Annotated in this window: 15 protein-coding genes; 5 read left to right on the top strand and 10 right to left on the bottom strand. The window is 62.5% G+C overall.

The window, feature by feature from the left end:
* Positions 1–13: 13 nt before the first annotated feature.
* From V7651_RS01510 to V7651_RS01500, 3 genes are all read left to right on the top strand, one after another.
* The gene (locus tag V7651_RS01510) at positions 14–496 is read left to right on the top strand and encodes a peroxiredoxin (protein ID WP_035537436.1); all 483 of its coding nucleotides are present in this window, start codon (positions 14–16) and stop codon (positions 494–496) included.
* 142 nt (positions 497–638) lie between these two features.
* On the top strand, positions 639–1,607 hold the full coding sequence (locus V7651_RS01505) for an SPFH domain-containing protein (protein WP_035537440.1): 969 nt from the start codon (positions 639–641) through the stop codon (positions 1,605–1,607).
* 32 nt (positions 1,608–1,639) lie between these two features.
* Complete coding sequence (locus V7651_RS01500; protein ID WP_035537442.1) at positions 1,640–2,107, top strand: NfeD family protein; 468 nt, start codon at positions 1,640–1,642, stop codon at positions 2,105–2,107.
* 3 nt (positions 2,108–2,110) lie between these two features.
* On the opposite strand, the gene V7651_RS01495 is transcribed toward V7651_RS01500, so the two are convergent.
* The 8 genes from V7651_RS01495 to V7651_RS01460 all read right to left on the bottom strand — a co-directional run bounded on the left by V7651_RS01495 (position 2,111) and on the right by V7651_RS01460 (position 9,344).
* Entirely contained in the window at positions 2,111–3,625 is a 1,515-nt protein-coding gene (locus tag V7651_RS01495) for a S10 family peptidase (RefSeq protein WP_335611954.1), read from the bottom strand.
* Between the two features lie 128 nt (positions 3,626–3,753).
* Positions 3,754–4,383: a fasciclin domain-containing protein gene (locus V7651_RS01490; protein WP_335611953.1), complete on the bottom strand. Its 630-nt coding sequence runs from the start codon at positions 4,381–4,383 to the stop codon at positions 3,754–3,756.
* Between the two features lie 98 nt (positions 4,384–4,481).
* A complete protein-coding gene (locus tag V7651_RS01485; protein WP_335611952.1) occupies positions 4,482–5,225 on the bottom strand; it encodes a hypothetical protein in 744 nt (247 codons plus the stop codon).
* Between the two features lie 197 nt (positions 5,226–5,422).
* Positions 5,423–5,767, bottom strand: a complete 345-nt coding sequence (locus V7651_RS01480; protein ID WP_335611951.1) for an endonuclease domain-containing protein — start codon at positions 5,765–5,767, stop codon at positions 5,423–5,425.
* Between the two features lie 88 nt (positions 5,768–5,855).
* On the bottom strand, positions 5,856–6,464 hold the full coding sequence (locus tag V7651_RS01475; RefSeq protein WP_335611950.1) for a trimeric intracellular cation channel family protein: 609 nt from the start codon (positions 6,462–6,464) through the stop codon (positions 5,856–5,858).
* A gap of 139 nt (positions 6,465–6,603) precedes the next feature.
* Positions 6,604–7,476: a glutathione-dependent disulfide-bond oxidoreductase gene (gene yghU / locus V7651_RS01470; RefSeq protein ID WP_335611949.1), complete on the bottom strand. Its 873-nt coding sequence runs from the start codon at positions 7,474–7,476 to the stop codon at positions 6,604–6,606.
* 85 nt (positions 7,477–7,561) lie between these two features.
* Positions 7,562–8,398 (bottom strand): alpha/beta fold hydrolase, encoded by an 837-nt coding sequence (locus tag V7651_RS01465; protein WP_335611948.1) that lies wholly within the window; start codon positions 8,396–8,398, stop codon positions 7,562–7,564.
* 130 nt (positions 8,399–8,528) lie between these two features.
* Entirely contained in the window at positions 8,529–9,344 is an 816-nt protein-coding gene (locus tag V7651_RS01460) for a PhoH family protein (protein ID WP_335611947.1), read from the bottom strand.
* A gap of 257 nt (positions 9,345–9,601) precedes the next feature.
* Between V7651_RS01460 and V7651_RS01455 the strand changes: the two genes are divergently transcribed.
* A complete protein-coding gene (locus V7651_RS01455) occupies positions 9,602–10,132 on the top strand; it encodes a gamma carbonic anhydrase family protein (protein ID WP_035537464.1) in 531 nt (176 codons plus the stop codon).
* Here the strand turns inward: V7651_RS01455 and V7651_RS01450 are convergent.
* Complete coding sequence (locus V7651_RS01450) at positions 10,129–10,728, bottom strand: PilZ domain-containing protein (protein WP_051624660.1); 600 nt, start codon at positions 10,726–10,728, stop codon at positions 10,129–10,131. The genes V7651_RS01455 and V7651_RS01450 overlap by 4 nt on opposite strands.
* Before the next feature lie 151 nt (positions 10,729–10,879).
* Here V7651_RS01450 and V7651_RS01445 point away from each other — a divergent pair, with 151 nt between their 5' ends.
* Complete coding sequence (locus V7651_RS01445) at positions 10,880–12,514, top strand: choline dehydrogenase (protein WP_335611946.1); 1,635 nt, start codon at positions 10,880–10,882, stop codon at positions 12,512–12,514.
* A 5-nt stretch (positions 12,515–12,519) separates the two neighbouring features.
* On the opposite strand, the gene V7651_RS01440 is transcribed toward V7651_RS01445, so the two are convergent.
* Positions 12,520–13,077: a PAS domain-containing protein gene (locus V7651_RS01440; RefSeq protein ID WP_335611945.1), complete on the bottom strand. Its 558-nt coding sequence runs from the start codon at positions 13,075–13,077 to the stop codon at positions 12,520–12,522.
* Between the last annotated feature and the right edge of the window lie 197 nt (positions 13,078–13,274).

Raw genomic sequence — 13,274 nt, 5'->3', positions numbered from 1 at the left:
AGGAGATACACAGATGAGCATCAAGGTTGGCGACAAGCTTCCAGAAGCAACTTTCATGGAAATGACCAGTGACGGCCCTCAGCCGCGCACGACGGCAGATGTTTTTGGCGGCAAGACAATTGCCCTCTTCGCCGTGCCGGGCGCCTTCACGCCGACATGCTCAGCCCGCCACCTGCCGGGCTTCATCGACAAGGCTGATGACATGAAGGCCAAGGGCGTCGACGAGATTGTCTGCACTTCGGTAAATGATGTGTTCGTCATGGGCGCATGGGGCAAGTCGGCTGAAGCTGGCGAGACCGTACGCATGCTGGCCGACGGGAATGGCGCCTTCGCTTCGGCGGTTGGCCTTGAGCTGGACGGTTCGGGCTTTGGCATGGGCCAGCGTTCGCAGCGCTATTCCATGCTTGTGAAAGACGGCGTCGTGGCGGAGCTGAATGTCGAGCAGGGACCGGAATTCAAGGTTTCCAGCGCGGATTACCTGCTCGGCCAGCTTTAGGCTCGCTGCGTAACATCTATTAAACAAATCAACATATTGTCGGCGCGTTCAGGGGGACTGGGCGCGCCGATTTCGTTGTTTTTTTATTGATTATCGGCAAACTGCCCCCCACATAAATACAAGAGATAATGGAGAGGGACACATGGATCCGGTTTATTTGGTTGTCGCGCTGATCGCGGTTGTTGGTTTCATCGGGCTGACGTCTGCGTTCAAGTTCGTGCCGCAAGGCTATAACTGGACCGTGGAGCGGTTCGGCCGCTACACGCGGACGCTGTCGCCCGGCATGTCGGTCATCATGCCGTTCGTCGATCGCGTCGGTCGCAAGATGAACATGATGGAGACCGTGCTGGACGTGCCCCAGCAGGAAGTCATCACCAAGGACAATGCCATGGTGTCGTGTGATGCCATCGTTTTCATTCAGGTGATCGATGCCGTTAATGCGGCCTATGAGGTCAACAATCTTCACAACGCAATCCAGAACCTGTCACTGACCAATATCCGTACCGTGGTAGGCTCGATGGATCTCGACGAGGTTCTCTCCAACCGGGACGATATCAATGCGCGGCTGCTGCACGTGATTGATGCGGCGACGAACCCCTGGGGCGTGAAAGTTACGCGGATCGAGATTGCCGATCTCAGCCCACCAGCCGACATTACTGAAGCGATGAACCGCCAGATGAAGGCCGAGCGCCTGAAACGAGCGGAAATCCTGACGGCCGAGGGCGACAAGCAGTCGGCCATCCTCAAGGCCGAGGGCCAGAAGCAGGCGAAAATCCTGGAAGCCGAGGGTCGGCGTGAAGCCGCCTTCCGCGATGCCGAGGCGCGTGAGCGCGAAGCCGAGGCCGAAGCCAAGGCGACGGCCATGGTGAGCGAGGCGATTGCCAAGGGCGACGTCAACGCAATTAACTACTTCCTCGGACAGGCCTATGTTGCCGCCTTCGAGAAACTGGCGACCAGCCCACAACAGCGCACGGTGATCATCCCGGCTGAGTTCTCCAGCATCCTCGGAACGATCGAGGGCATTCGGGGCCTGACAAGCGCCGCGAAAGACGCGCAGGACCGTCCGCGGCCGCAGGGCGGCGCGGTGCCGCCGACGCGGCGACAGGACTAGGCCCCTAAACACAACCGAGGAGACCCCAGGTCATGGAACAAATTCTAGGCGAACTGACTGTCTGGCACTGGCTGGCACTGGGCCTTGTCCTCTTTGGTATCGAGATGATGACCGGCACATTCGACCTGCTGATGGTGTCCATAGCGGCGTGGCTAACCGGGGGCTTTGCCTGGATTGCGCCGGAGGCCTATGCCGTCTGGCAGGGGCAGCTGGTCTTCTTCGGCATTGCGGCACTTGTGCTCATTGTCCTTGGGCGGACGCTGCTGTCCGGCGTGCGCAATCGCGGCGAGGAACACCCGACGCTGAACAAGCGCATGGTAAGCCTTGTCGGTCAGCGCGGGCAGGCGACGGGCGACTTTTCCGGTGGCACAGGCCAGATCCGGATCGGCGATTCCGTCTGGCGGGCCGAAGCCGCCGACCGGATGGTACCCATCCATGCCGGCGACTCGGTGGTCGTTGAAGGCGCGCAGATGACCACGGCCATTGTGCGCAAGGTGTAAGGCTTACTGGCCGGCCTTGATGAAGGCGCGTACGTCGTCTGAGAGTTTCTTGCCGTCCTGTTCGGCGAGATACATCATGTGGCCGGCATCATAATAATCGTACTCGACGCGCTCTGGCACGATGCCGTTCTTCTGGAGGGCCATCTCGGCGCCGAAGAAGGGCGTGGCGAGATCGTACCAGCCGCTGGCCAGCAGTACTTTCAGCTCCGGGTTCTCCCGCATGCCCTTGCCGAGCCAGGGCGTGACGTTGACATATTCCGGCCAGCCTGAATCATTCGTGCTCCAGTTCCACTTGGAGCCGGGCTCGCCTGTCAGCACTTTATAAGGGCGATTGAAGTCTACTTTCAGTTCGCGGGTGAGATAGTCGTTGAGGGCGGCGACATAGGCGACGTCCATTCCGTGGCCTGATGGATCGTTCTCCGGCGAGTCGCTGGTGCCCTCAGGGTCCACACCCTTGTAGCGACCATCGAAGCGGCCGACGGTGTAGCCTTCGCGGCGCAGGAGTTCCTTGCGGAAACGGGTCGGGTCAACCCGTAGCTTGGCTTGCTGGATCCACTCGGCCGAGACACCGAGATAGGCGCTCATGTCCTCGGCGATGGCCGCTTCCTGTGCGTCGCTGAGCGTGTTGCCCCGGATGAGGGCCGGGGCGAGCGTGTCGGTCGCATAGGTGCGGGCGGCCTGGACGAAGGCGTCGAAATTGCCGTTCCATTTCGTCTTGTCGGCCTTGCCGTGATACCAGGCGATGGCGGCCTCGGAGGGGAAGTAGGCCAGGTGGGCGGTGTCATTGCCGGGGGCGAATTCGCCGGTCTGGAAATCCAGGATGGCGGAGATGAGGATCACACCGTTGAGGCCGATGCCGTTCCAACCGCCTTGTAGCTTTTCGGTGAGGGCCGCCGCACGTGTGGTGCCATAGCTTTCGCCGGCGAGGAATTTCGGGCTGTTCCAGCGGCCATTCTCGGTGATCCAGATGCGGATGAATTCGGCGATGCTCTCAGCGTCCTCGTTGACGCCGTAGAATTCCTTGCCGTCATTGTCGCCGAGGGGGCGGGAATAGCCGGTGCCGACGGGGTCGATGAAGACCATGTCGGTCACGTCGAGCAGGGAGTTCTGGTTGTCGCGGATATTGTAGGGCGGCGCGCCGACGCCGGAGGCATCAGAGGGCGTGACGACCTGTTTCGGGCCGAAGGCGCCCATGTGGAGCCAGAGCGAAGCCGAGCCGGGGCCGCCATTGAAGATGAAGGTGACGGGGCGCGCGCGGTCGCCGCCATCGCGGACATAGGAGACGGAGAAGATCGAGGCTGTCGGCTCGCCCTTGTCGTCGCGCAGATAGGTCTCGCTGGCGACGGTCTTGTACTTGATCGCGGCGCCGTTCAGTTTCAGCGTGTGGTCGGAGGCGAAGCGCTCGGGATTGGGGATGTCGGCCTTTTCCTTGGCTGCTTCAGGCTTGTCGGTCTTTTCGTCAGCAAATCCGGGTGCGGCCACGAGGGCCAGGCACAGGGCCAGAAAGAGTGCGCGCATCTTGTAATTCCTCAGTATTTCCATTTGGCCGGGACAGTACCAGCCAGTTGTCTGAGGGCAAGGCCAGAAGGAAGGTGGCCCCGCACCTGGTGGGATGCGGGGCCGATCGTCATGCCGTTTGAGGGGGGCTAGCCAGGCATGACGACGGAGTCGATGAGGTGAACAACCCCATTTGAAGCATCAATGTCGGTTGCAGTGACCGTGGCGGTTGCGCCGGTGGCATCCGTGAGGACGACATTGCCGTCGACGATGGAGGCCGTCAGGGGGGCGCCATTCACGGTGGTGATCGTGTAGGTGCCGCCATTGTCGGTGATCGCCTGAACCAGATCAGCGGCCATCACTTCACCGGCCACAACGTGATAGGTCAGCACGGCGCTGAGCGTTTCCTTGTTTTCCGGCATGAGCAGCGTTTCGACCGTGCCGTCCGGCAGTTTGGCGAAGGCGCTGTTCGGCGGCGCAAACACTGTGAACGGTCCGTCGCTGTTCAGCGTGTCGACAAGACTGGCGGCTGTTACAGCGGCGACGAGTGTGGACAGATCGTCCGTTCCGGCGGCGACTTCAACAATGGTGCCGGCTTCAGGGGCGGCGTCTTCCATCATGGGCTCGGCGGCGGGCATTTCAGCCTCGACGGCCATTTCGGTTTCGGCAGCGGCCGGCGCGGCATCATAGTCGGCCTTGTCGGATGCGTCTTCGCAGGCGGCGAGCGTCAGCGAAGCGGCAATGGCAGTGGCGATAAAAAGGTGTGTTTTGAGGGGCATAAGTGTCTCTCCTGGCGATGCGCGTGTGTGCGCATACCCCTGTGTACGCAGGCGAGCGGAGACGGTTTACTTTTTGTTAAAATAAATTCTGGCGCCCGCTAGCCGGAATCCCACGCGCCATCGAGGGCTGCATCGGCGCCCCAGCAGACATAGGTGATCGCGGACCGGGTCAGCTCGCCCAGCGGGCGGCTGGCGCGGCCGGGCATCAGGCTGCGCGGTCGGATGGGGGAAAGGCGGGTAAGGCGGCCTGCCTCGCGGGCGCCGCGCAGGCGCGCGATAAGGCGGGCAAGCCGGGCGGCATGGGCATCCGGGGCGGCCAGCACGGCGTCGAGGCGTGAGAGGCGTGCGAGCAGCGGCGCGGCAGGTAGCGGGGGCAGGGGCGCTTCGCTGGGCAGCGGGCGCCAGTCCATGCCGGAGCCGAAGACGAAGATGCGCGGGCCGAATTTGACGACTGGCATGGCGTCTGAGGGCAGGCGGATTGTGAGGGGTTCGGTGAGGAGGAATTGGGCTTGGGAAGCCGCCCCTGCCCTCGTCCCTGCCTTCGCAGGGAGAACGGGGCTCTCGTGTGTGGGGGAAGGGGTTGAATCGCCTGAGACCCCGGCTTTCGCCGGGGATGCGGGAAAAATGGGGGAAAGCGGCTCTTTCAGCGCGAGGATGAGCAGCATGCGGCGCACCATGGATTCGGCGGGGCGCAGGATGCGGAGAACCTCGTTATGCACATGCCGCGCGACGGTTTCCGCCGCCGGTTCCTTCACCAGCTGCCGCGCCCACCAGGCAAGCTTCTTCGCACGCGGCCAGTTCCAGGCGAGCAGGTCGAGCAGGAGGGCGGGCGTGAATTGCATGCGGCGTATGATACGCGCGGTGCGGAGGGGTGGGATAAGTTTTTGTTTTGCTTGGTCGTCGCTGCGGGCTTCCGGATGGGGTGAAGGTTCGGTGACCCCTCACCCCCAACCCCCTCTCCCGAGGGAGAGGGGGCTTTTAAGGACGCGCTCCCTTCTCCCTTGGGAGAAGGGTCGGGGATGAGGGGTGGCGATATTTCCTACAGACCCAAGTGTTCAGTGACGATGGCCAGAAGGTGATCCGCGCTTAGCGCTGTTTGTGTGTCGATACGGAGGAAGTGCCAGCCGCGTTGCTCGATGTCCGATTGGCGCCGAGCGTCTGCGGATTGGGCTTCGGGGCTATCATGGATGCTGCCGTCGATTTCGATAACGAGCCAGGCTTTCGGGATGGCGAAGTCGACGACATAGCCTGCGATAGGGTGTTGGCGCCGGACGGGGAAGCCGTGGGCGCGTAATGTGCGAAGGCTCTGCCATGCTGCGGCTTCCGGGGCGTTGGCCGTTTGCCTCAAGCGACGGGCGCGGCGTGTGTCCGGGGAGCGGGGCATGGGGATATCATGGCAGGGAATGATGGATGTGGGGAGTCTGTGACCCCTCACCCCCGGCCCCTCTCCCGCGGGAGAGGGGAGAAGGGCCCTAAAACGGTGACTTCGGCAGGGACAGCTTGAAGATGATCGCCAGTGCACGGAGGGTGAAGGCCGCTGCGAGGCCGCCGGTGAAGGCGGTGGTTTCGGGGAGGCCGCAGGTGGCGAGGGCGAAATAGACGCCGGCGCCGAGCAGGGCGGCGGTGGCGTAGATGTCTTTCTTCAGGAGCAGCGGTTCCTCATTGGCGACGACATCGCGCATCAGGCCGCCAGCGCTGGCGGTGAGGGCGCCCATGATGAGGACGACGACGAGGCCGTGATCGAGGCTCATGGCCTTGGCTGCGCCCGTGACGGCGAACAGTGACAGGCCGAAGGCATCGGCCCAGCGCAGGGGCCGGAAGTTTTCGAGCCAACGGTGGCAGACGAACGCTGTCAGGCCGCCCGCGAGAGCGAGGAGAAGGGTCGGCGTATCCGACAGCCAGAAGACGGGCTGGTCGAGGATGAGGTCGCGCAGCGTGCCGCCGCCAATGGCGGGCAGGAAGGCGAGCACGATGACGCCGAACAGGTCCATGTCCTTGCGCACGGCGACGATGCCGCCGGAAATGGCGAAGACGAAGACGCCGACGCGGTCAAACAGGGTAAGGATGAGGTCGGGGGACATAGGCCCGCTCCTGTCGTGGGTTCAGGGGGCGCGCCGGTGGGCGGGGCTTCCCGGCATCATGGCAGACGGATGGGTGCGTGGCGAGTGGGGTGTCCCCTCACCCCCGGCCCCTCTCCCCGGGGGGAGAGGGGGGCAGGTGCTATGCCTGCGGTTCCAGCTTGTCCTGCGTCTTGGTGTCGAAGTCGCTGGCGTCGTGGCGTTCGCGCAGTTGGGATTCCGGCTTGCCGAAGGTGCGGTTGACCATCTGGCCGCGCTTGACGGCAGGGCGGGCGCCGACCTGTTTCATCCAGCGGATGACATGGGTGTATTCGTGCACCTGAAGGAATTCGCCAGCCTCGTAGACCGCGCCGGTGACGAGGGCGCCATACCAGGGCCAGACGGCCATGTCGGCAATCGAGTATTCGTCGCCGGCAAGGTATTCATTGTCCTTCAGGCGACGGTCCAGCACGTCGAGCTGGCGTTTCACTTCCATGGCGTAGCGATTGATCGGGTATTCGTACTTCTCCGGGGCATAGGCGTAGAAGTGGCCGAAGCCGCCGCCGAGGAAGGGCGTCGCGCCCATCTGCCACATCAGCCAGGAGATGGCCTCGGTGCGCTTGTGATGGTCGGTCGGCAGGAAGGCGCCGAACTTTTCCGCGAGATAGAGGAGCATGGAGCCGGATTCGAAGAGACGGGTCGGCGGATTGGTGGAATGGTCCATCAAAGCCGGGATCTTGGAGTTCGGGTTGATGTCGACAAAGCCGGAGCCGAATTGCTGGCCCTCGCCGATATTGATCAGCCAGGCGTCATACTCGGCGCCGGTGTGGCCTGCAGCGAGCAGTTCCTCGAACATGATGGTGACTTTGACGCCATTGGGCGTGCCGAGGGAGTAGAGCTGGAACGGATGCTTGCCGACGGGCAGCTCTTTCTCGTGGGTCGGGCCCGCGATGGGGCGGTTGATGGCGGCAAAGCGGCCCCCGCTTTCCTTGTCCCAGGTCCAGACTTTCGGCGGGGTATAGGTCGGGTCGCTCATGTCGCTTGCTCCGTGGTTTTTGGTGTGGCGTTGGGCTTACATGTAGGAAGGCGCGGGCATTTGTGAATGACAATCCGGTGAGGGCCTATTCGGCGGGGCGGCCTTCATCGAGGAAGGCGATCACGGCGCGGGGCAGTTCGGGGTCGACCACGGCGCCGACATGGGTGCCGGTGAGGCCGTGATAGGTGGCGCCGGGGATGAGGGCGGCGAGGCCGGGGCCGGAGCCATTGTCGAGATCCTCGTCGCCGGTGAGGATCAGCGTTGGCACGTCGAACGTGGCGAGCAGGTCTGCGGGCGTATAGGTGCGGGCCGAGAGGGCGCCGAGATAACCTTCGAGCGTGCCGCCGGTGGCCTTGGCGCGGGCCAGCATGCCTTTGGCGACGGGCGTGTCCTCGCCAGCGAGGGCTTCCATTAGGGCGGCGCGAAAGCCGGTGTTGCGATCCGTGTTGAACTCGTCAGCGGCGGAGTCGCCTATGCCGCCAAGGGCCATGCGGCCGGTATTGCGGGAGAGGAGATGCCAGCGCAGGGCGCTGATGGCGCCCATGGAATAGCCGACCGTGGCGTAGGGGTCTTCGCCAAGGTGCGCGACGAGGGCGATCTGGTCGCGGGCGACGGCATCGCCGGGCCAGTCTTCGGGCGCGGCAGTGTAGGGCGAGGCGCCGTGACCGCGCAGGTCTGGCGCGACGACGTGATAACCGGCGTCGGCGATCTTCCGGGCGATGCCGGGCTGGAAATAGTTGAGGTCCGCATTGGCGGTGAAGCCGTGGAGGAGGATGACAAGGGGCCCCGTGCCGAGTGCCTGATAGCTGATCTGTGTGCCATCGAAGGATTCGTAAGTGTGCATTGTCGGGGCCTCCTCGGCGCGGGCAGTAGCGATAGGGAGGAGGGCCAAAGCGAAGGCCAGCGCGGCGAAGCGGATCATGTGTCTCTCCCTTTTGTCGTTTCTTTTGCTGCACCTGACGCGGGGAGCGCGCGCGGGTCAAGCCTGACGCAAGGCCATGAAAAAACCCGTCCGGTTTCCCGGACGGGCTGAGGCGGGGGTAAAAGCGTGACTAGAGGACTTCGAGCATTTCCTGGACCAGTGGGTGGCGGACGACATCGCGGCCTTCGAGGCGGATGACGGCAGCGCCGGCCAGTTTTTCGAGCCGTTCGGCAGCGTTGGCGAGACCGGAGAATTCCGGCAGCAGGTCGGTCTGGGCCGGGTCGCCGGTGATGACCATCGTGGAGTGCCAGCCGAGGCGGGTGAGCAGCATCTTGATCTGCGTATAGGTGCAGTTCTGCGCCTCATCGACGACGATGAAGGCATTGTTCAGTGTGCGTCCGCGCATAAAGCCGATGGGCGCGATCTCGATGACGCCTTCCGACAGCATGTGCTTGAGCTGGCCGGGCGAGAGGCGGTCGGACAGGGCATCGTAGAGGGGGCGCAGGTAAGGCGCGAGCTTGTCTTCCATGGCGCCGGGCAGGAAGCCGATCTGCTCGCCAGCCTCGACAGCGGGACGGGAGAGGATGATGCGGGCGACCTTGCCCTTTTGCAGGGCTTCGACCGCCTTGCAGACGGCAAGATAGGTTTTGCCGGTGCCGGCCGGGCCGAGTGCGGCGACAAGCGCATGGGTGTCCATGGCGTTCATCAGCTGGGCCTGGTTTTCAGACCGGGGTTTGACGGTTTTCTGGTAGCGCTGGGTCCGGTCGGCCTCGCCGTTTGCGGCGGCGGGGCGGTTACGGGTATCTGCATCGTCGGGATGCCAGCTGCGGCCTCCTTCGATAGCGTGGAGAAGGGGCGGCTGGCCACGACCGGCATCCTGAATCCAGGCAGTGGCTTTCACCTCTGATGCTGTTTTCATTCGCTTGGCGGGGTTGCGTTTACCCATGGGAGGACTCCTTGGTTCCAGGCAGAAAAAAAGCCGTCAGCAGAATTGCGGACGGCTTGGCGAAAAACGAGGGAAGAAAGGCCGGGCCGCCCTGAGGGCGGTGTGGCCAGTCCGGGAACATGCGCTCCCGGCGGCGAGGTGTGACTAGGTCTCTGGATGACCGTCTCCACGTCCGAATCTGTTGATGACTAAACACTAACAGGGTTATCAAATCCTTTAAGCGATATTCCGCAAGCGAAACGAGAGGACGAATCATCATGGCAATCTACCAGATAGGAGAGGTGCGCCCCACGCTGCCGGCAAGCGGAAACTATTGGGTCGCCGAGAATGCCCAAGTTATGGGCAACGTGATCCTGAAGGAGAATGCCTCTGTCTGGTATGGCGCCACTGTGCGCGGCGACAATGACCCGATCACGATTGGCGAGAATACGAACATCCAGGATGGTAGCGTGCTGCATACCGATATTGGCGCGCCGCTGACCATCGGGCGGGATGTCACCGTGGGTCATATGGTGATGCTGCATGGCTGCACGATTGGCGACGAAACGCTGATCGGCATTGGCTCGACCATTCTCAACCGTGCGAAGATCGGCAAGAATTGCATCATCGGGGCGCACACGCTGATCCCCGAGGGCAAGGAAATCCCGGACAATTCACTGGTAATGGGATCACCCGGCAAAGTGGTGAAAGAGCTGTCAGGCCCTCAGGTGCAGATGCTGAAGATCTCGGCCATGCATTATGTCGAGAACTGGAAGAAGCACCGGGATCAAATGACGCGGATCGACTAGATTTCGTCGGTGCGCTTGTAGCGGATGGCGAAACGCTTCTGCTCCACGCGCACCACTTCGCCGCGCACATTGCCCGCGATAACAATGTCGCCGACCAGCGGCGTCTCGTCTTCGGCCTCGAAACTGGCGCCTGTCAGCGAGATGTCGAGCACGCGGCATCGGATTTCGCTGCCGTCGCTCAGTGTGAGCACGGCTGGACCGGATGTGGCGACCCGCACGGCGGCACGATCTTCGACCAGGCTGAGTCTGTCCTTGTTGAACAGCCATGTCAGCCGGTCCGCGAGCTTGTCGCGTTTGTGCTGTGCGGCATTGAAATGCACCGCAAAGCCCTGAGGCACTGGGCGGATCACCGTGGCGGCGACGCGCCCGAGATCATTGAAGTAACAGACAATTTGTGCGCCGGGCTGAGGCTTGTGGGCGGACCGGATCATTGCGCCGGAGCAGGATATGTCGACGGTCCGCATATCATGATCGGCGCTGGTCTCATCGAGCAGTCGTCCGACGAGGCTGAGCGCGATACGCTTGTGGAGTCGCCTGTCCTTGTTGGGATTGATCAGCGTGCTTGTGCTGACCATTCTAGCATTGGGAACGGTCATTTCGTGCTCCTGAAAGCCGTGTCTCTCCAAGCATGTCCCACGGTGAGCACTTTACTTAGGTGGTTTTCGTTCACAAAGTGTTGCCGAAACAGGTCGGAACTCGCGTTCCCGGCGACATTACATTTCCCATACAGGGCGGAGCCAGACAGCCATGGAAACTTATGATTACATTATCGTCGGCGCCGGTAGCGGTGGCTGCGCCCTGGCAAATCGCCTGTCGGCTGACCCGGCGATCAAGGTTTGCCTGATCGAGGCGGGCAAAAAGGACAATGCGTTGATGGTGCGGATGCCGGCGGGCGTCGGTAGCCTGATCAAGCAGGCGAATGATCACAATTGGGGCTTTTATACCGAGGCCCAGAAGCACATGAATGGCCGCAAGCTCTACTGGCCACGCGGCAAGGGTTGGGGCGGATCGTCCTCAATCAATGGCATGGTCTATATTCGCGGCCATGCGGGCGACTATGACCAGTGGGGCCAGATGGGCCTGAAGGGCTGGAGCTATGCCGATGTGCTGCCTTACTTCAAGCGCTCGGAAGGCTATGAGGGTGGCAATAACGCATTTCATGGCGGCGCTGGCCCGCTGCGCGTTTCGGAAAGCCCGATGTCGAGCCCGATCTATCGCGCCTTCATCCAGGCGGGTGAGCAGGCCGGCTACAAGGTTACGGATGATTTCAATGGCGCCCAGCAGGAGGGCTTTGGCCGTTACCAGCGCACCATTCACAAGGGCGAACGCTGGAGCGCGTCGTTCGGCTACCTGCGCCCGATCGAGGGCGTGCGGCCGAACCTGACAGTGATTTCGACAGGACTGGTGACGCGCGTGCTGATCGAAAATGGAAAAGCAACGGGCGTTGAAGTTGTTGAAGGCAAGGGCGCGCTGACCCAGCAGATACATGCCGACAAGGAAGTCGTGATCTGCGCGGGTGCGGTGCAGTCCCCGCAGATTCTGATGCTGTCAGGTATTGGTAATCCGGAACATCTTGACCGTTTCGGCATCAAGGCGACCGTGAAGTCGCCGGGCGTGGGGCAGAACCTGCAGGACCATCTGGACGTCACCGTGATCCACGAGATGACCCAGCCCGTGTCGGCCTATTCCCAGCAGAAGGGTATGAAGAAACTCGGCGTTGGCCTGCGATACCTCTATAACCAGACCGGCGCTGGCGCGGATAATTTCCTGCAGGCAGGGGCTTTCCTGAATTCGCGTGAAGGCCTGTCCATGCCGGACATCCAGCTTCACCTGGTGAATGCGATCATGATGGATCATGGCAACCACGACCCGCAGAAGGACGGCTTTACCGTTCATGCGTGCCAGCTGCGACCGGAAAGCCGCGGTACGATCTGTCTCGCCTCGGCGGATCCGTTTGCGCACCCGACTATCGATCCGAACTATCTGGCCACGGAAGAAGACCGCCGCGTGATGCGCGAGTCGGTAAAAATGGTGCGCGAGATTTGCGGGCAATCCGCTCTCAATGCCCTCCGCGGCAATGAGATCATGCCGGGCGCGAGTGTCTCAACGGATGATGACATTGACAGCTTCATCCGCCGGATGGGCGAGACAATCTATCACCCCGTCGGCACGGTTGCGATGGGGACGAGCGAGTCGAGCCCAGTCGACGCAGAGCTGCGTGTTCGCGGTGTGGATGGGCTGAGAGTGGTGGACGCGTCCGTGATGCCAACCCTGATCGGGGGAAACACAAACGCGCCGACAATCATGATCGCCGAGAAGGCTGCAGACATGATGCTGGGCAAGCGGGCGCTGGCACGCGAAGAGAGCCTGACGCCCGCCTGACCAGGTTAGGCGTTGGCGGTTACAAGGCGCAGTTGTGGACCTTCGGAACGGGTGTCTGGTGGCACCAGCATGGAGATGCGGTGGCGCCAGATGGGGCGGCCCTTGAGCATGGGTTCGCCGCCAAGCGTCTGGTAGAGACCGAGCAGGCGCGGTGTGTCGTTATGGGCGCCGCTGCCGGGGCGTACGAGCGGCATGAGCGTGATTTCGACTTCCACGCGCTGGCCCGTCAGGGTTTCGCCGCGTCCGCGGATAATACCGGGGGCGCCGTCAAAGCGGACGGCTTCCATGAAGTGAGCCATCATCTCCCGGTCGGGACCGCTCCAGAGCTGGAGGAAGTCGTGATTCGTCAGGTCACGTCCCAGCAGGCCCGAAAGGCCCTGACCTGCGGTGCGGAACAGCCAGCCATATTCGCGGCTGTGCTGCACCACGAACAGTTGCGTCATCAGCTCGGGGTGTTCGGCGACGCGGGGGTCGTCAACCGTATTGGTGGAAGGCGTCCGACCCATCCGGCGCCATGCGTCGACCAGGATCCGGGTATTTGGGTGTAGCGACCGGTCTTGCATGACTGGCATTCTCCGTAATTTACATTGACCCGACCCGGGCCATTCATCCGGTGCTATTCGCAATAAGCATTCCAGTTTCAGGAGTACGCGTTTGGCGAAATTCGCGTCGGTTTGGCCCCTAAATTCCCCTCATAGGCAACATCAGCGGGTGCCCGGTGTCATGGCAGGGGGCGCGTGGCGGGTCTGCCGTGCCAAGG

The sequence above is a fragment of the Hyphomonas oceanitis genome (assembly GCF_036964545.1).
In the GTDB taxonomy this organism is placed as follows: Bacteria; Pseudomonadota; Alphaproteobacteria; order Caulobacterales; family Hyphomonadaceae; genus Hyphomonas; species Hyphomonas oceanitis.
The sequence above is the reverse complement of the archived record's forward strand: the minus strand, read 5'-3'. Positions and strand labels throughout refer to the sequence as shown.

What these genes read in the sequence shown, in the direction of transcription:
- V7651_RS01510 (WP_035537436.1), top strand. Translation starts at nt 14, where the DNA reads ATGAGCATCAAGGTTGGCGACAAGCTTCCAGAAGCAACTTTCATGGAA.
- V7651_RS01505 (WP_035537440.1), top strand. Translation starts at nt 639, where the DNA reads ATGGATCCGGTTTATTTGGTTGTCGCGCTGATCGCGGTTGTTGGTTTC.
- V7651_RS01500 (WP_035537442.1), top strand. Translation starts at nt 1,640, where the DNA reads ATGGAACAAATTCTAGGCGAACTGACTGTCTGGCACTGGCTGGCACTG.
- V7651_RS01495 (WP_335611954.1), bottom strand. Translation starts at nt 3,625, where the DNA reads ATGCGCGCACTCTTTCTGGCCCTGTGCCTGGCCCTCGTGGCCGCACCC.
- V7651_RS01490 (WP_335611953.1), bottom strand. Translation starts at nt 4,383, where the DNA reads ATGCCCCTCAAAACACACCTTTTTATCGCCACTGCCATTGCCGCTTCG.
- V7651_RS01485 (WP_335611952.1), bottom strand. Translation starts at nt 5,225, where the DNA reads ATGCAATTCACGCCCGCCCTCCTGCTCGACCTGCTCGCCTGGAACTGG.
- V7651_RS01480 (WP_335611951.1), bottom strand. Translation starts at nt 5,767, where the DNA reads ATGCCCCGCTCCCCGGACACACGCCGCGCCCGTCGCTTGAGGCAAACG.
- V7651_RS01475 (WP_335611950.1), bottom strand. Translation starts at nt 6,464, where the DNA reads ATGTCCCCCGACCTCATCCTTACCCTGTTTGACCGCGTCGGCGTCTTC.
- yghU (WP_335611949.1), bottom strand. Translation starts at nt 7,476, where the DNA reads ATGAGCGACCCGACCTATACCCCGCCGAAAGTCTGGACCTGGGACAAG.
- V7651_RS01465 (WP_335611948.1), bottom strand. Translation starts at nt 8,398, where the DNA reads ATGATCCGCTTCGCCGCGCTGGCCTTCGCTTTGGCCCTCCTCCCTATC.
- V7651_RS01460 (WP_335611947.1), bottom strand. Translation starts at nt 9,344, where the DNA reads ATGGGTAAACGCAACCCCGCCAAGCGAATGAAAACAGCATCAGAGGTG.
- V7651_RS01455 (WP_035537464.1), top strand. Translation starts at nt 9,602, where the DNA reads ATGGCAATCTACCAGATAGGAGAGGTGCGCCCCACGCTGCCGGCAAGC.
- V7651_RS01450 (WP_051624660.1), bottom strand. Translation starts at nt 10,728, where the DNA reads ATGACCGTTCCCAATGCTAGAATGGTCAGCACAAGCACGCTGATCAAT.
- V7651_RS01445 (WP_335611946.1), top strand. Translation starts at nt 10,880, where the DNA reads ATGGAAACTTATGATTACATTATCGTCGGCGCCGGTAGCGGTGGCTGC.
- V7651_RS01440 (WP_335611945.1), bottom strand. Translation starts at nt 13,077, where the DNA reads ATGCAAGACCGGTCGCTACACCCAAATACCCGGATCCTGGTCGACGCA.